Origin of the sequence: Treponema primitia, assembly GCF_046533075.1 — a bacterium.
In the GTDB taxonomy this organism is placed as follows: Bacteria; Spirochaetota; Spirochaetia; order Treponematales; family Breznakiellaceae; genus Termitinema; species Termitinema primitia_B.
The window spans coordinates 1-24,058 of record NZ_JAJQRB010000054.1 but is presented as its reverse complement, the minus strand read 5'-3'; the positions used below and the strand labels follow the sequence as shown (position 1 = coordinate 24,058).

Annotated in this window: 19 protein-coding genes; 8 read left to right on the top strand and 11 right to left on the bottom strand. The window is 44.7% G+C overall.

What is annotated here, in order from left to right; genetic code table 11:
* Positions 1 to 42 precede the first annotated feature (42 nt).
* On the bottom strand, positions 43 to 330 hold the full coding sequence (locus tag LQZ19_RS11450) for a hypothetical protein (RefSeq protein ID WP_411047801.1): 288 nt from the start codon (positions 328 to 330) through the stop codon (positions 43 to 45).
* On the opposite strand from LQZ19_RS11450, the gene LQZ19_RS11445 reads away from it, so the two are divergent.
* From LQZ19_RS11445 to LQZ19_RS11435, 3 genes are read left to right on the top strand one after another with little or no spacing between them, the layout of a single operon-like run.
* Positions 329 to 4,789, top strand: coding sequence for an acyl-CoA dehydratase activase (locus tag LQZ19_RS11445; protein ID WP_411047800.1), 4,461 nt, complete (start codon positions 329 to 331; stop codon positions 4,787 to 4,789). The two genes, LQZ19_RS11450 and LQZ19_RS11445, sit on opposite strands and share 2 nt — an antisense overlap.
* A gap of 1 nt (position 4,790) precedes the next feature.
* Positions 4,791 to 5,366: a putative ABC transporter permease gene (locus LQZ19_RS11440; RefSeq protein ID WP_411047799.1), complete on the top strand. Its 576-nt coding sequence runs from the start codon at positions 4,791 to 4,793 to the stop codon at positions 5,364 to 5,366.
* A complete protein-coding gene (locus tag LQZ19_RS11435) occupies positions 5,363 to 5,851 on the top strand; it encodes an HD domain-containing protein (RefSeq protein WP_411047798.1) in 489 nt (162 codons plus the stop codon). The genes LQZ19_RS11440 and LQZ19_RS11435 overlap by 4 nt, the downstream gene beginning before the upstream one ends.
* On the opposite strand, the gene LQZ19_RS11430 is transcribed toward LQZ19_RS11435, so the two are convergent.
* Positions 5,811 to 7,217, bottom strand: coding sequence for an MATE family efflux transporter (locus LQZ19_RS11430; protein ID WP_411047797.1), 1,407 nt, complete (start codon positions 7,215 to 7,217; stop codon positions 5,811 to 5,813). The genes LQZ19_RS11435 and LQZ19_RS11430 overlap by 41 nt on opposite strands.
* A gap of 181 nt (positions 7,218 to 7,398) precedes the next feature.
* Here LQZ19_RS11430 and LQZ19_RS11425 point away from each other — a divergent pair, with 181 nt between their 5' ends.
* Complete coding sequence (locus LQZ19_RS11425; protein ID WP_411047796.1) at positions 7,399 to 8,055, top strand: hypothetical protein; 657 nt, start codon at positions 7,399 to 7,401, stop codon at positions 8,053 to 8,055.
* 65 nt (positions 8,056 to 8,120) lie between these two features.
* Here the strand turns inward: LQZ19_RS11425 and LQZ19_RS11420 are convergent, their stop codons facing one another.
* The gene (locus LQZ19_RS11420) at positions 8,121 to 10,883 is read right to left on the bottom strand and encodes a CHASE2 domain-containing protein (protein WP_411047795.1); all 2,763 of its coding nucleotides are present in this window, start codon (positions 10,881 to 10,883) and stop codon (positions 8,121 to 8,123) included.
* 105 nt (positions 10,884 to 10,988) lie between these two features.
* On the opposite strand from LQZ19_RS11420, the gene LQZ19_RS11415 reads away from it, so the two are divergent.
* The 3 genes from LQZ19_RS11415 (at position 10,989) to LQZ19_RS11405 (ending at position 14,161) form a co-directional block, all read left to right on the top strand.
* The gene (locus LQZ19_RS11415) at positions 10,989 to 13,082 is read left to right on the top strand and encodes a methyl-accepting chemotaxis protein (protein WP_411047794.1); all 2,094 of its coding nucleotides are present in this window, start codon (positions 10,989 to 10,991) and stop codon (positions 13,080 to 13,082) included.
* 99 nt (positions 13,083 to 13,181) lie between these two features.
* Entirely contained in the window at positions 13,182 to 13,388 is a 207-nt protein-coding gene (locus LQZ19_RS11410; RefSeq protein WP_411047793.1) for a helix-turn-helix domain-containing protein, read from the top strand.
* A 71-nt stretch (positions 13,389 to 13,459) separates the two neighbouring features.
* The gene (locus tag LQZ19_RS11405) at positions 13,460 to 14,161 is read left to right on the top strand and encodes an AlbA family DNA-binding domain-containing protein (RefSeq protein WP_411047792.1); all 702 of its coding nucleotides are present in this window, start codon (positions 13,460 to 13,462) and stop codon (positions 14,159 to 14,161) included.
* A 110-nt stretch (positions 14,162 to 14,271) separates the two neighbouring features.
* Here LQZ19_RS11405 and LQZ19_RS11400 read toward each other — a convergent pair whose 3' ends face one another.
* The 8 genes from LQZ19_RS11400 to LQZ19_RS11365 all read right to left on the bottom strand — a co-directional run bounded on the left by LQZ19_RS11400 (position 14,272) and on the right by LQZ19_RS11365 (position 23,435).
* On the bottom strand, positions 14,272 to 15,000 hold the full coding sequence (locus LQZ19_RS11400; RefSeq protein ID WP_411047791.1) for a hypothetical protein: 729 nt from the start codon (positions 14,998 to 15,000) through the stop codon (positions 14,272 to 14,274).
* Positions 15,001 to 15,501: 501 nt separating this feature from the next.
* Positions 15,502 to 16,242 carry a hypothetical protein gene (locus LQZ19_RS11395; RefSeq protein WP_411047790.1) on the bottom strand — a complete coding sequence of 247 codons (741 nt, stop codon included), beginning with the start codon at positions 16,240 to 16,242 and terminating at the stop codon, positions 15,502 to 15,504.
* Positions 16,229 to 16,657 carry a CsgG/HfaB family protein gene (locus LQZ19_RS11390; protein WP_411047789.1) on the bottom strand — a complete coding sequence of 143 codons (429 nt, stop codon included), beginning with the start codon at positions 16,655 to 16,657 and terminating at the stop codon, positions 16,229 to 16,231. The genes LQZ19_RS11395 and LQZ19_RS11390 overlap by 14 nt, the downstream gene beginning before the upstream one ends.
* 226 nt (positions 16,658 to 16,883) lie before the next feature.
* Positions 16,884 to 17,873 carry a helix-turn-helix transcriptional regulator gene (locus LQZ19_RS11385; protein ID WP_411047788.1) on the bottom strand — a complete coding sequence of 330 codons (990 nt, stop codon included), beginning with the start codon at positions 17,871 to 17,873 and terminating at the stop codon, positions 16,884 to 16,886.
* 195 nt (positions 17,874 to 18,068) lie between these two features.
* On the bottom strand, positions 18,069 to 19,922 hold the full coding sequence (locus LQZ19_RS11380; protein ID WP_411047787.1) for a DUF2357 domain-containing protein: 1,854 nt from the start codon (positions 19,920 to 19,922) through the stop codon (positions 18,069 to 18,071).
* Positions 19,923 to 19,931: 9 nt separating this feature from the next.
* A complete protein-coding gene (locus tag LQZ19_RS11375) occupies positions 19,932 to 22,274 on the bottom strand; it encodes a hypothetical protein (protein WP_411047786.1) in 2,343 nt (780 codons plus the stop codon).
* Positions 22,275 to 22,796 carry a hypothetical protein gene (locus LQZ19_RS11370; RefSeq protein ID WP_411047785.1) on the bottom strand — a complete coding sequence of 174 codons (522 nt, stop codon included), beginning with the start codon at positions 22,794 to 22,796 and terminating at the stop codon, positions 22,275 to 22,277.
* A 54-nt stretch (positions 22,797 to 22,850) separates the two neighbouring features.
* A complete protein-coding gene (locus LQZ19_RS11365; RefSeq protein ID WP_411047784.1) occupies positions 22,851 to 23,435 on the bottom strand; it encodes a hypothetical protein in 585 nt (194 codons plus the stop codon).
* 277 nt (positions 23,436 to 23,712) lie between these two features.
* Between LQZ19_RS11365 and LQZ19_RS11360 the strand changes: the two genes are divergently transcribed.
* On the top strand, positions 23,713 to 24,058 hold a 346-nt coding region (locus LQZ19_RS11360; RefSeq protein WP_411047783.1), incomplete at its 3' end, for a hypothetical protein.

Genomic DNA, 24,058 nt, shown 5'->3' with positions numbered 1-24,058 from the left:
GAAGACAGAGTCCCCCTATGATTACCGTTTACACTAAAAAAATTATAAGTTCATCTCTGCGGTTTTCCCTCTGGGTCCTCTGTGTTCTTCCCTCTCTGTTCTCTGTGTTTCTCCCTCTGTGTCCTCTGTGTTCCTCCCTCTGTGTCCTCTGTGTTCCTCCCTCTGTGTAACCTCTGTGTTCCTCCCTCTGTGTCCTCTGTGTTCCTCCCTCTGTGTCCTCTGTGTTCCTCCCTCTGTGTCCTCTGTGTTCCTTCTTATTTGGAATTGCTGTTGAAGAAACCAGGGACCCTTGTAGATTTTTTTGATAATCGTTATTATAATCCTATCCATGAATCAAGATTATTTATCCCTGCGTTTAGGCATAGACGTGGGCTCCACCACGGTAAAAGTGGTCGTAATGGAGTCGGTAAGTAAAAAAATCCTATTTTCTCGATATGAAAGGCATAATGCGTATCAATCCGAGACGGTACATACCCTTTTAACTGAAGTTTTCTCCCTTTTCCCCGGGATTGAGTTTAAAACGGCGGTTTGCGGTTCCGGGGGCAAGCCCATTGCGGAGGCCATACACGCCCATTATATCCAGGAAGTGGTGGCAAACGCCATCGCGGTGCGTATTTTCTATCCCCAGGCCCGGGTCGCCATAGAATTGGGCGGTCAGGACGCCAAGGTGGTCTTTTTTTACTATGACGAAGGGATAAAACGGCTTGTCGCTTCGGATATGCGGATGAACGGGAGCTGCGCCGGGGGGACCGGGGCGTTTATCGACGAAGTGGCTTCCCTCCTGCGGACCCCGGTGGAGCAATTTGAAGCCCTGGCCGCAAAGGGTACCGCGGTCTACGATATTTCCGGCCGCTGCGGGGTCTTTGCCAAAACCGATATCCAGCCCCTGCTGAACCAGGGGGGGCTGCCGGAGGATATCGCCCTTTCCGCCTTTCACGCCATTGTCAAACAGACTATCGGCGGCCTTGCCCAGGGGCTTGCGCTTAAGCCTCCCATCATCTTTGAAGGGGGGCCACTGACCTTTAACCCCACCTTAATCCGGGTCTTCGCCGAAAGGCTCGGCCTTAAGGAAGCGGATATCATCCGCCCGGAAAATCCGGAAACCCTGATAGCCTATGGTACTGCGCTGTCCTTGGACGAAATGTTTTTACAGGAAACTTCGGAATTCGAGCCGGAGAAGGCCCTTTCCGCCCTTGCCCATTACCGTGAAAATATCAGCGCCTCCATCCCCGTAACCCGGAAGCAGTATTTTGACACGCCCGGGGAGCGCAGCGTATTCGAGGAACGGCATAGACTTCCTGCCCAGCCCCATCCTACCGCTAATAAGGGGGATACCCTGCGGGTGTATTTGGGGATCGATGCGGGCTCCACCACCTCAAAATTTGTGCTCCTGGATGAAGATGAAAATGTGGTAGACAGCTTTTATTCCAACAATAAAGGTGAGCCCCTGCGGGTTATAAAACAGGCCCTGGTGGATCTGAAAAAGAAGTACGATGATATGGGGGTGACCCTGGAAATAATCGCCATGGGTACCACCGGTTACGGCGAACTGCTCTTCGATAAAGCCTTCGGCGCCGATTACCATACGGTGGAAACCGTGGCCCACGCCGAGGCGGCCCAGAAGTATATGGGCGGGGTTACGTTTATCCTGGATATCGGCGGCCAGGATATGAAGGCCATTACCATTGCCGATGGCATTGTTACCAATATTACCCTCAATGAAGCCTGCTCGTCGGGCTGCGGTTCCTTCTTGGAGACATTTGCTTCCAACCTCAATATTCCGGTAAATAAAATTGCCGAAGCCGCCTTTAACGCAAAAAATCCCGCAGAGTTGGGAAGCCGCTGTACGGTGTTTATGAACAGTACTATTATTACGGAACAGAAAAACGGGAAACAGGCGGAGGATATTATGGCCGGCCTGTGCCGTTCCATAATAGAAAATGTGTTTACCAAGGTTATCCGTATATCAAACTTCGCCGAACTGGGAGACAAGATTGTCGTACAGGGGGGTACCTTTAAAAACAACGCGGTACTCCGCGCCCTGGAACAGTACCTGGAGAAGCCGGTAATCCGCGCCCCCTATCCGGGGGAAATGGGGGCAATCGGTATTGCCCTGCTTACAAAAAAGCACATCGCCGCCCGGGGTTTCACTTCCCCCCATGGCCCTGCGGACAAAACCCGTTTTATCGGCCTGGATGCCGTGGCGGATTTTGATTATACCCAGGAAACGAATAATAGGTGCAGCTTTTGTACGAACAATTGTAACCGTACCCTGGTTAACTTTTTTTATGGGAAACATTCCTCAGGACCCTCCGATGAAGGAAGAATGACCTGGGTTACGGGAAATCGCTGCGAGCGGGGGGAGATAATCGGCAGCCTTGAGGATGCTTCGGTACGGGAAAAGATTAAACTGATCAACACCCAGATGGAAGCGGTCCCGGACATGATTAAGTTCCGGGAAAAACTGCTCTTCGCCGATTATCCGGTTACCACGGTATGTCCGGATAGAAATATTACCATCGGTCTGCCCCGGGTCCTGGACTTCTGGCGTACCATGCCTTTCTTTACCACCTTTTTTCAAGCCCTGGGGTTCAAGACCAGGATTTCCCATCCCAGTACCCGTAAGCTTTTTGACCGGGGTCTCCAGTCCGTGGCCTCCGATACGGTATGTTTTCCCGCAAAACTCGTCCACGGGCATATCCACGATCTGATAGCCAGTAAGGTTGATCGTATTTTCCTGCCCCTCTTTGTGCATCTTCCCCCGGATAATCCCGAGCCCCTCAGTACCTATACCTGTCCGGTTCTCAAGGGATATCCCCTGGTGGTGAAGTATTCCGATGATCCGCAGCGCAACTGGAACACCCCCCTGGATGATCCGGTTTTCCATTGGTTTAAACAGGATGACCGGGACCGGCAGCTCTGCCGCTATATGCAGGATACCTACGGTATTCCCCGGGAAGCCGTTCTCAACGCCATTGCCCAGGGGGACGCCTCCCTGAAGAGCTTCAATACCGATCTGGTGGCGGAAGGTTCCCGTATTGTCGCTGAGGCGGAACGGGAAGGAAAATTCGCCGTGGTTATAACCGGGCGTCACTATCAGTTTGACGAGATGGTAAACCACCAGTTGTCCCGTTACTTTACCAACTGGGGCATCCCGGTTGTTACGGTGGACGCCCTTGAGGGGCTGAAGGATCTGGAACTTTCCCGGACCATGCTGGACATTAACAACAGTAATCATGCGCGGCTCCTCTCCGGGGCTATATATACCGCCCGGCATCCTGCCCTTGAGTATGTGCAGATCTTCAGTTTTGGCTGCGGGCACGATGCGATTTACACCGATGAGGTAACCCGTATCATGAAGGAGATTTCCGGAAAGGCGCCCCTTATCCTGAAACTCGATGAAAGCGAAGTGGCCGGCCCCTTGCGGATACGGGTCCGTTCCTTTATCGAAACCGTTCAGGCCAGACGGGAACGGGAAGCGGGCAGGATGGAAATTAAAGCCCTGCAGGATCCCTATCCGGTTAAATTTACGAAGAAAAACAAGGACAAAATATTTCTGGTACCCAATGTAAGCCGGGCCTTCTGTAAGATCATGACCGCAGCAATCGGGAAGCAGGGTTTTAATGTTGCCCCCCTGCCCATGGGCGGCAGGGAAGCTATTCAGCTGGGTAAAAAATATGTGCACAACGATAGTTGTTTTCCCGCCCAGATGCTTATCGGCGAAGCCCTGGCGGTTTTAAAGAGCGGGGAGTACAACCCCGATGAGGTGGTTATCGGTACGGGAAAAACCTACTGCGACTGCCGGCTGGTGAACTATATGTTTCTTACCCGCAAAGCCCTGGACGATGCGGGTTACCCCCAGGTGCCTATCTTTTCCACGGACATTCACGATCTTAAAAATATCCACCCGGGCTTCAAGTTAAGCGAAATGTCCTTTGCCCGGGCGGGCTGGGGTCTGGTGATGGTAGAAATCCTGGAGGATCTTCGCCGTAAGATCCGTCCCTACGAATTTGAAAAGGGGGAGACCGACCGGGTGTTTGAAGTTTCGGTGGATAGGATCACCGACGCCCTGGGCCGGGGGGGTATGCTGAGCGCGCTCCGGGCCTATAGAAAGGCTATTAAGGCGGTCCGCGCCATCCGTTACGACCGGTCCGTACGCAAGCCCCTGGTTTTTATCACCGGGGAATATCTTTTAACCTACCATCCGGGTTCCAATTTTTATATTGAAGAATACCTTGAAAAGAATAATATGGAGGTGGAGCTTCCCCGGATGTACGATATATACCGGAACCTCATGCTTATGCATATCATTTCAAAGTTTAAGAACTATCAGGTGATCTATTCCAAGTTTGAAATGCTGCGGGCTTTTATGGGGGATAAATTTTTTGATATCGCCCTGCGTATTATGGAGATTTCGGCCCGTAAACATCCGCTGTACGAGCCTGCCATGCAATTGCCGGATCTGGCTAAGTACAGTGATCCTATCATAGACCGTTCGATCTGTTCCGGTGAATCTTTTCTCATGGCCGCAGATATACTGCATCGCGCATCCCGGGGGGTAAAGTCATTTGTCCTCCTTCAACCCTTCGGCTGCCTGCCCAACCATTTTGCCGGGCGGGGAGTTGTAAAGCGCATTAAGGAAGACTATCCGGGTATTCAGATCCTTGCCCTGGATTATGATCCGGATACCAGCTTTGCGAACATAGAAAACCGTTTGCAGATGCTTATCATGAATACCAGGAACACTCCGCCGAGCCCCAATGGCGAGGTTCCCCTCAGGATTGCCTAGGATGTTTAATCCCCTTACCGCCGGAACGGATAGGATAGTTTTTCTCTTTTTCTTTTTTTCCCTAAGCGGATGGGTAGGGGAGACCATCATGGAATCAATCGTCCGCAAACGGTTTGTGAGCAAGGGTTTTTTTAAAGGCCCCTGGGTACCGGTCCACGGTTTTGGTGGTTTTGCGGTGTATTCCGCCGGTTTGCCCCTCAAGCCCTATCCCCTCCTGGTATTTATTTCCGGCGCCCTGCTTTGTACGCTGGTAGAATACCTGGCTGCCCTTCTTCTGGAAAAAGCCTTTAACAAGAAATGTTGGGACTATGATACCTATCCTTTTACCTGGTGGTGTAATTATAAAAAACGTATAGCCCTGACCACATCCCTGTTTTTCGGTCTGGTAGCAGTGGCCTTGGTGTATTTTTATTGGGATCTGGCCATGGATCTGATACATTTTATCGGCCCAAAGGCGCTGCTTAGGATAGATCTGGTTTTGCTTGGGACCTTCACTGCGGATGCGGTTTTTACCATCCGGCGGTATATAAAAAATAAAAAAGCGGGGATACAAAACCCTGTGGATGGATTGGCATGAAAGATACCCTGCTGTTTGAAAAGATCGCCGCCGGTATTCTTACCAGCAGCAAATTCTCTGAATCAAAAAAATTTATCCAGCATGGAAAAATTTCTGTTTATGAACACAGCTTGGATGTGGCGCGTTTAAGTTTTAGTATGGGTGAGTTTTTTAAGATCGCCGATACGGAGAGCCTTGTTAAGGCCGCCCTTCTCCATGATTTTTTTCTTTACGACTGGCATGTGCCGGACAAGATGTGGTCCCTTCACGGATGGACCCATCCTGTTGTCGCCGCAGAAAACGGGCGAAAATACTTTAACATATCGGATAAAGAGGCGTCCCTAATCCGGACCCATATGTGGCCCTATACCCTGCTGCACCCCCCCAAATACCGGGAGGGCTGGATAATTTGCATGGCGGACAAGGTCTGCTCCGCCGCAGAAACCCTGTGCCGGTGGAGAAAGCCTACTGTGCATGGGAGCGGAGTTTCTTCAGTTCAAAAATAATCATGATCCCGGTAAACAGGAACGCCACTCCGTCCGCTACCGGGGTGGCGGCAATGGCTCCCCAGAGGCCCCAGATTCTGCTGAAGATGAGTATACAGGGAATAAGGGCAATACACTGACGCATCAAAGAAAGGACGATTGAAGTTTTCGGCCTGCCTGTCACCACAAAGAAATTAGAGGACACGATCTGGAATCCGTTAAGGGGCAGCATTATCATCATTACCCGCATAGCCCAGGGGGCGAAGCGCATCAGGGCGGGGCTGCCGTTCGGGGCGAAGAGGCGTATTAACTGTACCGGGAACAGCTCCGCCAGGATAAAGCCTACCGTGGCAATCCCCGTGGCGGCGGCAATGGCCCCCAGGTATGCCCTGAGGACCCGGTGGTATTTCTTTGCCCCGTAGTTGTACCCCAGTATGGGCTGAGCCCCCTGGTTGATCCCGAAGATGGGCATGAGGATAAGCATGAGGATAGACCCGTTGATGTTCATCCCCGAAAGGGCGATATCCCCCCCATTGGATACCCCCAGGGCAGCAACCCCGTACCAGCCCATGGTGGAATTGTAGAGGAGCTGCACCGCGGACATGACAAACTGGAGAAAAAACTGGGCGGAACCGAAGACCATGATCTGGCCCACGATATTCAGGGATGGCTTAAAAGTCTTGAGCCGGAGCCGGATCACCGCCTTTTTACTGAAATTGAAGGAAAGTATCCAGATTGCCGCCGCAAGCTGGGAGATGATGGTAGCCCAAGCGGCTCCTTCCACTCCCCAGTGGAAAATAAAGATAAAAATCGGGTCCAGGATCATGTTCATCCCCGCGCCGATGAACATACTCAGCATGGTGATGGTAGGAAAGCCCTGAGCCCGGGTACAGTGGGAGAAGCCGAAACCCACCAGCAAAAAAACCTGCCCCAAAAGGATGATCCGGTAGTAGCTGCGGGCGTAGCTTAGGGAAGTACTTCCCTCCTGAGCCCCCAGTAAGGAAAGAATTGGGTCCAGAAGGGCTAATTCCACGGTCATTAGGATAATTCCCATACCAATGAGGAGCCAGAAACAGTGGTTCAGGGCGTTTTCCGCCTCGTCCCGGCGGCCCTGGCCAAGACGCATGGAGATCATGTTCGCCGCGCCGATGCCGAAGAGCATGGAAAAGGACATGGTGATGGTCATGAGGGGCAAAACCAAGGAAAGGCCCCCCAGGGCCACCTCGTTTACCCCCCGGCCAACGAAGATCCGGTCCACCACGTTGTAGAGGGCGTTGACAATCATCCCGGTAATAGCCGGAATGGAGAAGCGGAGCAGTAATTTGCCGATTTTTTCTGTTCCCAGCCTATCGGCGGCGTTCATGTGGGTGGTATTTATGTCTGACATTATCGTAGTTTCCCATATATGGAAAACTTTATACAAGCCCCGAAGGGCGATTATTGGCAGGAGGGAGGATATGGACAAAAACGATGGGGCACAAAAAATTTCTTAAAATTCTTAAAAAAAACTAACCATTATTAAAAAGGTGTGGTAAAATGGTATAACAAATTGAAGCAAGGAGTTATTTATGAAGCGGATAGTGTTTTTCCTTTTTGTGGTGGGTATTACCCTGTCAGTGGCACGCCCGGTTTATGCTCAAAGCAAGGTACCGGAGTACCATTTTGCCTCGGGTCGGTGGGGATTTATCGTTGACAGGCTCTTTCAGAACGACACGGCTGCCCCGTTGGCCAAGGTCAATTTCCGTGTTCCCCAAAGCGGGGCCATGGAGTATGTATTCAATATTCGCTATGAAGGGGGCGCCGAAGACGGTCATGGCGGGGTAGGGATACATATATTCTCGGATACCGCCTATGACGGCGCATCTTGGGGCTGCGGCCATTCCTATTTGCTCTGGCTCAATTATGATGAAAAGCCCATTAGCCGGGATATTCCTGCCGGACTGAGCGCCCAGGTATACCGTAGTTTTACCAATTCCCGGATGGAGCTGGTACAGAGTATCAGCCTTAAGGACTATGAGAAATTCCTGACCTTCGAAAACAAGGACAAGCCGGTTTCATTTAGGATCGAAGCATATGGTAATACCGGGGATATCCGGGTTTACGATCCCACCGATGAAGGCCGGTATTATATGATCAAAGTAAACTCCAGGGATGTTCCCCTCAAGGGAGATTGGGTTGCCCTAAGGACCAATGGCCTTAAGGCGTCCTTTGCCTTGGGCATGTAAGATTTAACGAAAAGATCCTTGAAGACCCCTGAATTCGTCAGATTTCAGGGGTTTTTTTATTCCCCCTACTTTTGGTCCAGATTATATACTCCGTCCCAATCTTCTGCGGGTGGTTTTTTCTCGTAGTCTGCACACCGTTTCAGGTATAAATCTGCGGGTCCGTCGAAGGGCTGGATCTCAAGGACCGCTGCAAAGGCTTCTTTCGCTGCTTTCCAGTTTCGGCCTTCAAATATATCCATGGCAGCGTTGAAGAGCTCCGCAGTTTTTGTATCCTCTGCGGATGCGCCGTCGGCGGTATCTAAAAGTTCGTAGAGCCGGCGGGGGTCAGTTTTTCCCACCACCCGTACCCGGTCCAGCCGCCGTAGAAGAAATTCCTCACCGATTTTAGCGTGGGTATAGTCGCTGATAAGGATTCCCCGGGTATTGTACTGCTTATTTACCCCCTCAAGCCGGGACGCGAGGTTCACCGCGTCCCCCATGATTGTATAGTCCATCTTGTTTGGGGTCCCCATATTACCTACTACCATGTCCCCGGTATTGAGACCCAGGCGGGTAAAGAGCGGTTCCGATCGGTCTTTTTCTGTGATAACGCCTTTTTTCACTAAAGCTTCTATTACTGTCTCATTAATTAAGCCTTCTGCAAGGGCATCTTTATTAATGGTAATTTCCGCCTTTTTCATTTGAACTGCGGAACGGCAGGCCATAATAGCGTGGGTTGGCAGTTCCAGCGGCGCCCCGAAGAAGGCGATAATCGCGTCCCCCTCATATTTATCAATGGTCCCCTGGTTTTCCATGATAATATTACTCATCCGGGTCAGATAGAAATTAAGGAGCTGAACCAGGCGGGCAGGGTCTCCAAGGGCTTCTGAAATGGTAGAAAAACTCCTGATGTCGGTAAATATGGCGGTCATATCCCGCTTTTCGCCGCCAAGCTGCAGTTTTGAGGGGTCCGCAATGATCTGTTCAATAACCTTTGGGGCAAGGTACCGGGAGAAGGCGGTACGGATAAAACGTTTTTCCTTTTCTGTTCCCATAAATGCAATGGTTTCCCGGAAAACAAGCGCTGTAACCAGGGCGAGTACCGGGGCCAGGGGTTCCAGGACAATGCCCTTAAAAAAGAAAAGGCCAAAGGAAAAACCGACAAAGAGACATGCGGACCCTATTCCCAGGAATAAACGGATTCCCGGGCTAGCTTTTGTAATGCCGATAATCACTATGGGAGCCAAGAGGAACAGTATAAGGACACTCCAGAAGGAAGGCAGGGGGGTAATAAAAGAAGAGGATAGAATAGTGTCCAGTACCACCGCATGGGTACCCACATTAACGTATTCGCCAAAGAAGGGGTTGACCCCAATATCGGTGGTACCCGTGTCGACCCGCCCAATGACGCAAAACTTTTCGCCCAGGGTTTTCCGCAAATAGGCGCTGGTTTCTTTTATTGCGGCATACTCTGTTTCAAGGTATTCAAGAAGGGTTTGACAGTACCGGGCTTCTTCCAATATATATGCGGCTTCACTATCCGAAGCAACTTCCAAAAGTTTCTTTGTCTCATTTTCAAGGTAAGCAAAAGCGGCGCCAAGAAAGGTTTCCAGGAGGGAGAGGCCGTCATCACGCAGGGTGAGGTACGTTTCAAAGGCTTCATCGTTGGTTTCATCCACCGCAAGGGTGCGGGAACTGCCGGCGCGGTCAAAAACAGAGGCAATGGTTCCGGCGTTTTCTGTAAGATAGGGAAATAAATTCCGATCCGCAAAAAAGAGGGCATCCAGGTATTGTTCGACATTGGACTGGTATTCCGCAAGCAGGGAAAACCGTACAAAAGAAACATGGGTATAGCTATCCCGGTAGTTTGTTTTGGGCCAGTCCAGGAGCATGGCCCCCGTATCGTCCAGGGGAATGACTATATCCGCAGCGTTCGGAAGGGAAGTCCCTTTCATAATAAGTTTGCGGCGCTGTAATTCAATGGATGGATTTCCCAGGGCGCCGACTAGGGGTGCAAAGGCAAGCTGTAAATACCAATGGTCCTTAACTTTACGGGTTAGGTATATACGCCGCCTGATACCGTCGGTGTCGATTTCAACGTTGGTAAACCCCGCCCCCCGGACGGCTTCCATGAACGAAGGAATTGCAGGAAGCACATCAATGCTATTCCCGCCCGGGATATCCTCTGCGGCGATAATAGGGTAGGAAAACTGTTCTTCCGCCAGGACACGCCGCTCCGCCTGCTCACCGGTAAGGAGGAATTCATCCTGCAGGTTCAGGGTTCCCCAGGCATGTCCAAACAGAGCGGCGGCCCGGGCAAGGTATTCATCATTATTTCTGGTGATACCCAAGGTATCCCGGTAGAGGCCGTCCCGCTCAAGGGCGATAGTTTCCAGTATATCATCGATATAGCGGGAAGCTTCTTTCCCCTGGATTTGCCCCGTACTGATAGCCTTGAGCAGTTCCGTCATGGTAAGGCCTATTTCGGAGAAATGCCGGTTATAATCGGCCTGCAGGCCCTGCAGCAAATACACCTCGTCCACCTGGGTAGGGCTTTTGTCGATATACTCAATATCGAAAATAGCGGCCCTGGCGCCGTACTCCTTAAGCCGCAGGAGCCCTTCGGCCATCACCGACCGGGGCCAGGGGAATACCCCGATATGGGCCACCGACTGGTCATCCACGTCAAGAAAGACCACCTGGTCCAGGCGTTCCCGTTTGGGCCTAAAGCGCAGAAATATATCGTAGACCTTATGTTCCCCCTGGCGGAAGAAAGGGGTCAGGGAGAGGGCGAAAAACAGAAGGCTTGCTCCCAGGGCTACCAGGGCGGATGTTTTATGGATAGTCATAGCTTATTATACCCGATCCTCCGTATGTATTGTCTACTTGACTATCCTACTTGTTTGGGAATAATTAAAAAGTCCCCTAAGCCCACAAGAACAAAGGAATGGAACATGAAAAAGAGGTATGTTTCGCTTTCGTTGCAGATTCTGTTGCTGTGTCTTGGTTTGGTACTGACGATTTCTACGATTTTTTCCGTAATTTTTATGACCAACCTGTCCAAGATTACGGAAAAGAACCTCCGTTCCAATGCGGATATAACCATGCGTTACCTGAATGCGGACATACAAAACGCCCTGGCCCCGGCGATTCAGATGACCACCCAGGCGGCCGCCTTTGCGGCGGACGTTCCTACCGAGGAATCCTTTGCCAGCATCCTCAAGGATATACTTTCGACCAATCCTACGGTCTTTGAAATGTATTTTGGGACCCTTGCTTCCCGTTTTGACGGGGGCTATTTTGTTACCGCCACAGACTGGGCGCCCTATTCAAGCTCCGAAACTTGGGATCAGGTTAAGCGCCCCTGGTTTATAAGCGCCATACAGTCCTCCCATCAAATTGTTATTACCGACCCTTATGAGGATTCCCAAACCGGGAAGATTTGTGTCTCCATAGTCCGGACCGCCGAAGATGCAAATGGGCAAGTCATTGGGGTAACCGGGGTCGATGTGTTTATGGATGTCCTTGTGGATTTGGTCAATGCCCGGAAGATCACCGATGACGGCCGCAGCTTCCTTATTGATGCTGACGGGTTGTTCCTGACCCATAGCGATCCAAGCTATATTATGCAGCGTAACTTCTTTGACACGGTTGATAAATCTATCAGCCGGGAATCGGTATTAACAAAGGCTGGGACGGTTTCCCTTGCCAGGGATACCTACGTCTGTTCTTCCCCGGTAGCCGGGACGGAATGGTTCATGGTTTCAACCGGGTCCCTTGGGGTACTGCGGGAGGACGCACAGGTTTTGTTACGTCTCATCATTTTAACTGCCGTTTTAATTGCAGTATTGATATCTATTGCCGCAATTTTTATGAGTACCGCCATCACCCGTCCCTTTAAAGAGCTGGTAAAATGTTTCGATGTTATTGCCGGCGGGGATTTGAGCATTGAATCCAGGGACTATGCCTCTAAAGAAGCGTCCGCCCTTTCCCAGGGCTTCAATAATTTTACCGGAGGCATCAGCGCCCTGGTAAGAAAGATACAGGATTCTTCGACCTCGATACAGCAGATCGCGGATAATTTATCAAGCTCGGCGGGGATAACCCGGGAAACTATTTCCAGCGCCAGGGAAGTGGTGGAATCTATCCGTACGGACATAAACCGGGAGAACCAATCCATCGGCGAATCCGAATCCAAGGTTCTCAATATTATGAACGAGATCGAACGGCTCAACGAAAAAATAAACGGCCAGGGTAATGCGATAAGCGACGCTTCTTCTGCAATGGAAGAGATGGCCGCCAGTATTCGTTCTGTGGAACAGAGCGCTTTTTCGATGAGCGCCAATGTAGAAGAATTGGTAAGCTCCTCGGCGGAAGAAAAAAAGCGGCTGTCGGAAGTAGCGGAAGCGACCAAGCAGGTTGAGCTTGAATCCCAATCCCTGGCGGAGATGAACAAGGTTATTTCCGATGTGGCAACCCAGACAAACCTTCTTTCCATGAACGCCGCCATAGAGGCGGCCCACGCCGGGGAAGCAGGCAGGGGTTTTGCGGTGGTCGCCCAGGAAATTCGTAAACTGGCGGAGGCCACCTCCCAGCAGTCAAAAAATTCCAGCGAGGCGCTCATGTCGATTCAGAAAAAGATACGGGGAATCGCCGCCGCTTCCATCGAGGTGGAGCAGTCATTTGTGCAAACCATTGAAAAGATACAGGATGTTGAGAAGATTTCCACCCGTTTACACGACGCTACCCGTGAACAAAGCATAGGGGCGGAACAGATAGTACGCTCTAATCAGATAATCAACACCATTACGGTGGACGTTAAAAACGGCGCCGGGGTTATGAAAACCGAAGCTTCATCGGCATCGAACCTATGCCGTTCCCTTACGGAATTAAGCCTTGGGGTAGCGGAAAAGGTTACGGCCTGTGAGCGCGATTTTAACACCCTCTCGGATCATTCCAATTCGGTGGTCCAATTCGCGGAAAGCGCCGGGCATGGCGTTGTGGATTTGGATGAGTCTATCAGTATATTTAAGGTTAGGGCGAATTAGCTGGGGAATTTTTGCGCTACTTAGTAAGTCGTTCGGCAGTATTCTTCCCGGACTGCTATAACATGTGATATACTTCTTCCTGTAAAAAGGAGGCATTGATTGCCCTTTTCTGACATCGTAAAGCAAGCTCGACAGACCTTGGGAGTGAGACAGGAAGACCTTGCCCATGTCCTAAAAGTCTCCTATGTTACGATAAATCGCTGGGAAAATGGAAAAACTGAACCCAATCAAATGGCCAGATCGGTCTTTTTTGAATATTGTCAATCTAAAGGCATACAAATTCAGGGGGAAGGCAATAAAGAATGACCTTAACTCTGCACCGTTATGAACGAGACCTGCTCGTCTGTATGCGACAATTGGTTGAGAGGGTGAATTGAATGAAAACTATCGGAAACGTTGAAGAATTGTTAAATGCAAAAGAAGGTGAGTCTTATCAATTTAAAGAAGCGAAGAAAAGATTTGATTTTGGAGAAGCCGCTAAATGCTGCTGTGCTTTGGCAAATTGCGGTGGTGGCAGCTTGGTGTTTGGCATTACCGACAAACGTCCGCGAAAGGTGGTTGGTAGTGAAGCATTTAAACAGCCCGAACGTACACGCAATTGGGTATTCTTAACGTTAAATGGATTAATTCTCGACAAAAGAATGCTGTTGCTGATAAGGAAAATCGGGGATGAACGTCTGGAATCCTTTACGACCGATGATTTTCTGGTAATTAATGCACTATTCCATGGGAATAAACTCTCAGCCCAATTGCTCTCGCATACGAAGCGATTAATTGATATGGGCATTGTTGAACACTCAGGCAGGGGGAAATATGTATTGGCCAGGGGTATTTATGGGGCTGTAGGCAAAAGTGGCGTTTATACCCGTAATACAGGTTTGGATAAGAATACGAACAAAGAGCTTGTGTTGAAACACATAAGGGATAATGGAAAAAATGGAACCCCTTTATCCGAAGTTCAACAAGTTTTGCCCAATTATTCTCGCTATCAAATTCAAGCACTATTGCGTGAGCTGCGCGGTGAAAACAAGGTATTTTTATCGGGTAAAACAAATGGTGCAAAATGGTACATTACATAAGTGTGCAAACAATTGCTTGTGATTGCTTGGCAGGTGATTTTGATCTAATTTGAGAGCAAGGTGAGTCTTGCTTTTTTATGAAAATTTTGCACTCAAATAATTATCCGATTTCACAAATTACCTTTTATAATTTTACATAAAATACTCTTGTTTTCATAACCACCGACCGCAGCAGATTGAAGATACAAGTTCCACCCAACAATTTTGATACTATTATATTCCCCATAATAAATATATAGCTCACTCTCCTTCCCATTTGAGTTCTTGAACACAGTATTTTTACTTTTTATATTTAAATCCAAACATTGAGCAACATTATCAACTACAGTCTTACCATTCAAAAACATAACTTCAAAATCTTTGTTTAACAAGTATTTCAATACAGGTAAATCATTATTCAAATGTCTCTGCCTAATATTTTGAGGAACATCATTCCATTTTGGTGTCGTTGCCCATTGTACAAGATCCAAATGGACACAAGTATCATCATAATATGAATAATTACCAAAATGTTTGATAAAATAATCCAATGGGTCAAACCAGCCTTTATATGGGTGTACTTTAAAATATTCATTACAATATTTTAAAACAGCGTTTGCTTCATCATCTGTCAATTCTTCATTATCATTCCTTCTTAATTTTTTCCTGGAACACAGCCTTTCATTATTTTTAAAATCCAACAAATCATTAGAATTGTCTATGAACTCTTTGTCACTTGGATTTAAGGAAATTGTACAAACCTTTGACTTGTCATAATTTCCAAAAAAAACAATAGGAGTAGTTTGGGGAGTGATAAACATATTGGGGTCTATTCTTCTCTTTATTCTTTCTATAATCATATCCAATCAATTCCTTTTAGGTTTATAAAAATGAGTTGCAATAGAACCAGTGGCAGACAGGTAGCATCCTTTCAGCATTGACCTCAAACTCCTTCCCTAAAGGTCAAAAATGTTATTACCAGATTTTATAGTAATATGCCCGTCAGAATGAAAGGTAGTATTCCCACTATGGATAGACGTGCAACCATCAGAATGAAAATCGGTAGTTCCACTATGAATCGTGGAACTACCATCTGACCGAAAAGTCATATTTCCGGATCTATGGGACATTCTCCCCTCTGAATTAAATGAGGTATTTCCAGACTTATGGGCAAATATTCCATCAGAAGAATACCCTGTCTCTCCATCATTGAGAGAATCTTCAAGGTCGTCCATAGCATGTGTCCCAATGTTCCCAAAAAGCATCCTAAATAATCCCATAATAGTACTCCTTTTTATAGAAAATCGTACCCTAAAAGTTACAGGCTGACAATAACTTTATCAGTTAAATGTAATTTTCGTTTACGATTCATCTTCTTCTGAGTTGACCAATGGTTCAACCAAGATATCTTTAATCGCAATACGAGGTATCCGCCGCTGGTAGGTTTCGGTTATTTCGGAGGTTTCAACGCTGATGATCAGAGCTGAAACAACAACTTGATCGCCCAAGGGAATAACTTTTCCGGCTACCACATAATTGGCCCCTTGTTTTTTACCGGCATCGGCGATGGACCTGTCCGAGTCAGTGTCTTCAATGAGCCAGCGTTTTACCAGCTTCACCGATTTTTCCCGGGAATAATAATAGGCAAAATCATCGGCTAAGAACGTTAATACCGGCGGATTGCCACCCCCTGTTATGGTGAAGGGATAAATGGCAATATCGGGCTTGGATTCCATCTCTGAGAAATGTGCGCTCAACTCATCCATGAGGGCAGAAATATCGGGCTGAATAGTCTCCAGTTCTTTGGGAAACGCTTTGGGTAATGGCCGTCCCCGGTCTACCGGAACTGCTTTGGGTACCGGCTGCTGTTCAACCTGAACCGGAGCTGCCGGTTGTATTTTATAATAAAACCATACTCCAAGTATGAGCATTAGGAGCAAGGTAATAAGTCGTGTTTTTTTGATAATAAAACCCACTACCAGCACTACGGCAAGCACGATAAGTATCATTGAAATATCCGGCAAAAGCAATATTTCTTGCCAAAGATATTTTGTCAGCAGGTTGTCAAGGGTACGAAAAACCTCGGTATCAAAAATGTTCATTGCTGACTCCAATAATTTCACTGGTTTCTACGCTTAAAATTCTGAGGTTGAGTGTCCACCGGTGTTGAATTTCAGTAAGTGAACCGGTAACTACATGAGTAGATCCCAGCCATTTCCCCAGAGAAACGATGGTATCGTCACTTATGTATCCTGATGCTTGTAATTCCTGTTCTTTACGCAAAAGTTCCAGATTGTTCCGATCCACAACGCTGTACTTATTGGCATCTTTGTTTCGATTTGCCACCAAAAGCGATATAAAATCCTGTGAAATATAGTCCGCCGTTCCCGGATCATCTGCGGTAATAATCAATGTTGCGATTCGTCCGTCTTGTGGGATGCTCTCCTTTAGTGTTAGATACGCCAAATTTAAAGACGCATCGAGTTTTTCAATACTCAATCCTTCATCTATCGGCATTGGATCCTCTATTATTGGCGCCGGCTCTACCACCGGTAATACATCCGGTTGACTTGCGCATGAGAATAGCCATAACATCGTAAACAATACCAAAATGTTGATAGGTCTCATTTGCTTCATAATCCCTTATTACCTGGTATGACCTTTTGGCCCTTATTTACTTTGAGTTTATCATTGGCGATCTGACTTTTAATGTCATAGTGAAAAATTTGTGGGAATTTTTGAATTATTTTTGTTTGTACAGCCTATGCATATTTTCAATTGTTTCCTTAACCATTTTAACAAATTCCGGAGGGTTCAGGACATTGATCTTATCGCCCTGACTCAACGCCCATCGAAGTACCTCCGCTATCTGATTAGTGGTAAATCGGACATAGACGGAGCCATCGGGACGCTGCTCTACGGTTTGGGTTTTATGGTAAAACCGTTCAACCGCATAGGTGCCAATGTCTTTATGCAGCATGAACTCGAAGGTATAGGTTTTGCCCCCGGTATTAAATACACCCATTTGCCGGTCAAAAAAAAGTTCCTTATTAAAATTATCAGGTACTGTAAAGGTTTTTTTGGTCAGCTTGATGTCCTTGAACCGTGAAAAAAGATAGGTACGGGTAGTTTCGGTTTCGTGAGCATAACAAATGATATACCAATATCCCCGGTGGCAAACGGCATGATACGGATCCAGGGTATGCCCAATATAATCCATTCGTTTTAAGGAACGGTAAAGACCTGTAAAGGTTTTGTGTTCCTTAAGGGCCTTGAAAATACCTTCAAAAACTTTGGGGTCAATGGCTACGGGTACATCGGGAATAAAGCTGGTTTGAGTTTGGGAAAAAACAGAATCTAAGGTTACATTATCAGGGAGGGATCTAATAATCTTGCCGAAAATATCCCTCAATTTTTGTTCCAGAGGCGTATTCCGGTATTGTTCAAGGAGTTGGTCAAAGATTGCGATTGAAAATAGTTCCCCTTCGGTCAAAATGACGCTTTTAATGAAAAAATTGGGTTCGGTATAGTAAAATCCCCGCTTCGTGAAGTCATATTCGATTGGGGCCTGGTACATATCCCGTAAATAGTCGAGGTCCCGTAATATAGTCCGTTGGGTTACTTCCAGTTTTTCGGACAGGGCGGCGGCATTGGGATACTTGAGAGATCGAATTTCGTCATCAATTTTCATTATGCGATTGATGCGGACCTTTTCTTCTTGCTTCTGCTTCATATACCGATTTTATAGCAGAATTGCTATGACTTCTAGTGTCATGGTCACTGGTTGTCATGGGGGTTTCATACAATTCCAGCAGTTAACGGCCTTCAGGCTATGACCAAAATCTATTTTCAAATGCCCAATTATCGACTCATTGGCATGTTTTCAGTTACTGTTTTCAAAGTTTCCCTAATAGTGTCACTGGGACATCTATTTATTTCCACATTTTGGGCATACCGGCATTAATTTATCGCTAATGTCCATCTTTACAATATCTTTATATTGGAACAGGCTATCTTGATTAAAGAAATCGACGCCATTAATACTTCGCATTGCCCGTATTTTTTCATGATTAACCGAGTACCATATATATTTATACCTATGATGACACTCTTCATACGAGCAAATAGTTGTAGTTACAATCATATCACAGTCATTACAAATAGATCCATTTTCTGTTTGCCGCATTATTCCACCGCAATAAGGACATTTTTCATCGTTGAATTCAAGTATGGTTTTCAGAAAGATTTTTTGTAAGCGGCGATATGAGTTAATATCAAAGAGAGTTAAAGGCAGAACCCCAAAACGGTCGCCTGCTCTGGAAGCATAGTTGATTAAAAACTGTTCATTATTCTGTATCAATGGTAAAGCAAATATAGTGAGGTCAGCGGATTCATTGGATTTTTTTTCAAGAACCGATAGCATTTTAAGCCGTTCTTCGTCTTCTATCTGGCAATAAAGAGGTATAATTATTATGTTTTTAATAATAGGAGTGCCAGCTTTTTTATTAACTTCGAGAATAGAGCTTTTTAATTGCAATGACAAGCGACGTTGTCCTTTTTCTTGGAAATTTTTATTATTTTTTGCAATAACTAACTTTTTACAGAATGCTTCAATTTCTGTTTCTGTAATATCATTATCCCAAATAAGACGATCGTCTAATCGGCTAAACCTTTCATAGTTTTCACCGTCTTCAATAGGAATTTGCAAAGTATTAGTAATAACAAGCTCACGTTTTGTAATATCACGGAATTTTATATTAAATTTTCCAGATGCATAAAATACGGATACAGACAAATTAGTCCGGTCAAAATTATCTTTATCGATTTGTTTAAATTTCAGTGAATTCAAAGAATAATGAATAAGTGTTTTACAAAATTTTAAATATGCCTCTTTTGATTTTGAAATATCCGGTTTAATTTCCACTTCTTGTTCTGGTACGACCGATTTCTGCATTTCTTTCCAGAGGGAAAAACCTTTTTTATAGTCTTTATCGAATAAAAAGATATTAGTTTCATCTATTGGATTAGAAACGGATTTAATTCTATGAAGCAATCTATAAAGCTGGCTTTTTTTAAGTTCACTAAATATATTTTTAAGCTGATTTGCGTCAGTGATCATTTCTTGTGCAAGGTCCACTTCTATTTGTTTCTGCGGATCACCAAAGAAATTATCAGGTATCAGTTCTGATATTGCTATTTGAAAAGATCTATCAAAACCAAAGCCTTGAAGATTGGTATCACGACTGTTCAATATTCCTTTTATTTGGCTATGCTTATATTCAAGATCGTCAATATTTTCTTTCAAAAAACGATATACTCTATCAATGAGTGTTTTTACAACCTTGTTTTCATATATCGCAAAATCATCCTCTTCAACTCGGGAAAAGAGCCTGGCAGGTTTAAGACCTGAGGCAGTTCTGGCAAGCCAATCCTCACTATGTGAAGCAAGGTATGATATAGACTCATATCCGACTCTTTTTACCGTATCAATTGGCCTAACCTCATTGATGGATTTCAGATGTGATTTTGGCCTTGCACATATTCTTTTAAGAACTGGAACACTTTCTCTGATTTTTGCAAGGGTTTCCCTTATATCTTTGATAGCTGTACTTTGGTCTACGGCATACATGCGTAATTGTTTATCATGTATTCCATCAAGAGGTTTTTTTGATCCTAACTGTTCATATTCACAGCCAAATTCTGAATAAGCCTTGGAAAAACCCTGATTAACACCACGAGATACCAACTGGTCTATGAAATCATTTTGTATAGCTTCGGTCATCTTGTTGTACTATCTCAAATCCTTTATACGTTTGGTAATTATTGTATTCATCTTCTGATAATTTGACTGTTCCGCGAATAGCTTCAAATATTCCATCCCGTCTTTATTATCAGAGGTTATTACTTTTCGAAGAATTTTTGTGGAAATCTGATAATCAAGAGCATTCTCTATAGTACCTCCTGCTTCTGTAAAAACAGCAACAAAATCAAGAGATTGGCGGAGAATTCGGTTTCCAAATGAAACATCAAAATGTTCTACTAAAAGATCATCTAATTTCTTTAATTCTTCGGTAACTTTTTTTTCGCTAAAATCCTTTTTTGCATTATCGAAAAGAACAAGCAAATTTTCGGATGAAATGCTTTTCTGACGCACATCATTATAATTCCTTTCATCTAATCCTTTGCTATTAAGAGATAATACTTGCGCCCGGTCATAAACCTTGTCGGTTATTTCAAAAGTTGACTCATCCTTATTAGAAGTTCCAATAAACCATACATTTTCAGTTATTTTGATTTTTCTACCATCTATTAAACCTTTTGCTCCGGTTAGAAGATTTTGTTTTTCAAGATAATTCGCAAGATTGCTTCTTTCTTCATCTGATGTTGAAGCTTTTGTATCTCCGTTTCGACTCTTTTCTATACGTTCCCAAATTGAGTAAATACCTCGGGAGTTTTTTTGCATTAATGAACTTATATCTATTGGGATAGATGAAGGAAGCGTCCTCATATCAGAAGAAACTAGTTCTATAAGCCAGTCTTCGGGATTCGGTTCTTGTAAAATTGCTAAAAAATCTGAAAAATAGTATTCCATTCGGGCCAGGTTCATTTCGTCAAAAACAATGAAAGTTGGTATGTCTTTGCATCTATCTCTTCCACTACGATAGAGTTCGATAGTGAAGGTTTTGGCGTTAAACTTTTTATTAAAATCATTATAATAGCCAAGCAGTTCATTTCTGTCCCGCCAGGAAGATTCTACTGGTATAAGATGGTTAAAACCAGAAATAGCTTCTGAAAATATTCGTGGGAGACTGGATTTTCCTGTACCTGACATACCTTGGAGTATAAGTAACCGGCTTACTGCCATTCCTGCAAGAAAAGACCTTATATCATCTGCTGTATAAAAAAGCCGCTCTTCGTTTCTTCTGCTGCCTGCAAAATCTCTAACGTGGGTAACTATTTCTTCAAGGCTGGAAAGTTTTTCTCGTTTCCATCTATTTGCGATGCCTTGTTTGAATTCAGATGTTTCTACTTCTGAATCAACTTTAGTCAGAGCCGGGCATGTATCGCCGGTTCTGGATTCGAGGGCTGTCTTGTGGCTCTCAAGTTCTTTAAGGAGATGTTCGTTCAAGGTATTGGTAGCTTCAATTTCACGCCTAACGATTTCAAGTTCTCTTTGAGAATATTTATCGGCTTTGAGTTGTTCCTTATAACGAGTATTATCCCGATCTAATTTATCATAATTTTTCTCAAGGTCTTCGTATTTTATTTCAGCTTCCTCCAATATATGAAGCCGTTTTTCATCAGGATATTTTTCAATTATATGCTCAAGCTCTGCATTACGATTCTTTAACCTATCGAACTCATCTGCAATAGATTTAACATCAAAACCGGTTTCAGTTTTTATGTTGTCAAGTATAAGTTCAATTTTATTAATTTTCTCTGATTGTTCTGCATACTTTGTCTTGATGGCATCATATCGTAATTGGGTATCATTTAATTGGACTTCTAACGATTCTACTACGTCAGGAGAAGCAGAGTTATAGAGTTGTTTTCTGTTTTCAAGGGTCTTGCGATCATTTTCAAGTACTTCTCTGCTAATCTCCAGATTATCTTCCTGACTGTCCAAGTCTAATTTTCGCTTATCCAGTTCTTTAGATTTATTTCTAATGCTTTCCCGGTCTTCATTTAGCTTTTTAAGCTCTTCGTCAAGGACAGAATCGGCTTTTATTTTTGCATTTTCTATAATTTGATCAGCCTGTAATCTTGCCGAATCGAGGATTTTTAAAGCTTTTTCTTCCTCATCCTTCCTTTTGGATTCTGCCTCCGAAAGTAGACCTTTAGATTCCTGTAGCTGTTTATTTAAAGGTTCTATTTTGTTTATAATTTCTTTTAAATTGAGATTTTCTTTCTCGGCAGATTGACGGAGTTTATCAATATCGTTTTCGATCCTTTGTTTTTGATCTTCAAGTTCTTTAACATCTGCTTTTAATGTAGCTAAAAGCGTATCTTTTTTAACATTAAAGTCTGCTTGAGTTACTGCCGTAGAAGTAGTCTCAATAGTAACAGGCGTAGGTTTCTGTAATTTTTGTTGGACGGGACTGTTGTTCGCTTGTTTTTTGGCCTTCTTGCTCATTTATTCCGCCTCCTCAAGCGTTCGTAATAAAATATTAGCTATAAAATATATATTTGTAATATAGTAATTATAATCATCTTTAGACATTGATTTGTCAGAGTCATGACTAATAAGATTTCGAATGTTATTCATTTTAATTATTTTTTCATAGAATGAATTCATTTCATTCATTTTAAAAAGATTTAATATTTCTTTGTATGGTCGATAATATCTTAACACAATAAGGTTAAGAGATTTCTCCAGTATACTATTACCCATTGTATTATCAATATGGATTATCGCTCCTTTAAAACTTAATCGTTCAGAGAAAATATTTTTATTAATATTAGCGATATTTAGATATTTTTGGATCATAATTTTTTCATTATTTTTGCTATCACAATAAGCATTTTCTCTAATCTGCTTTCTTTTTTCTTCGGGCAATATTTTTATTATTTTATTTAAGAGGAATTCCAATATCCTCCTGTTCAATCCACCCACTATATTTTCCCTGTCAAATTCTAAAATATTTTCTTTATTCATTAAGAGAAAAATGTCTTGAATATCTCTATATAGACGAGTATATTTTTCTTTTCTTCATTCAAGTGCCGGGAAGTTTTTGAGCATAAATACGCTAATGTTAGCGTTATTAACAGGGTTCATCGATAATTTGTTTATCTCCCCTGCTATAACATCATGCAATTTTTTCGGCCCCAGATATATATTTTGGGAAGGATTCTCCATCCATTGTATTTGGCGTAGGAAAAAGTCATTATCATATCCGTCGAAATCCAGGGGAGATTCTACCTTATATCCGCCAGGAAACATTGGATCAAATACTATGCGCATTTGTAGATAGTATTGTAATGGTTCACGATTTAATCGTCGTATTTTGAATTCTTCATTTTCTGCTTCATTATACTCAAAAACTTCTTCTTGAGATTGATTTATGGGTACAACATATTCTACTTCGGTAAAATCAGATTCAATTTCAGTAAAAAGAGCCTCATATTCATCTTCATCAATAGCACCTTTTTCTTTTTTTTCCTGCGCTTTTACAATTTTGCAATACGTGGAGTATGCTTTTTCTATGCGCCATTTAGATACGTTAACGCCGGGGAAAGTACTGTTCTCATTATTAGCGATAGTTAATTTTTTATCAAGTAAGTAGGTATCAAACAAAGATATTCTTTTATAAATGACGATTTATGCTCTTATTTTATTGCAGGATATAGAATTAGTCAATAGCCTACATGATATATCTTGCGATAGTTTATGTTAAAGATTGACCCTTTGTTGCATACATAACTGCATACATTTTGCGATATTCAACGACTACCGCCCCATTTCCAATATAAAAAAGGTCATTTTATAAAGCCTTTTTCCGCCGCTTTCATCCTATCCCCAACCCGAAGAAAAGAATAGTCAAAAACCCTCCGGGTTTTTTTCAAATCATTGTATGCCGCCGTCCCAGGGGCAGCCCTCCACGGTCCATCCCCGCCCTCTCTCCGCTCCCTTTGGTCGCTCCGTTCAGTTGGTCATGTCCCGTTCCGGGCCGCCCGATACCTTAAACCCCAATAACCGCCGCTATCCCCTGCGGGGCAAGCGGCGCATTAGTCGGCAAGTGAAGCAAGATCCGAAGATTGCCAGCGGAAGCCACAACCCCCATTTTGAAACATTTACCCGCTGTCCTCCAAAGCCGGGGCATACAAACAGCGGCCCTCCCATTGCCCCATACCGTATAGCCCTTATGGGGACTAAACCGCATGGGGCAATTCCGGGCCGCCTAAAGCCCTATCCTGCCC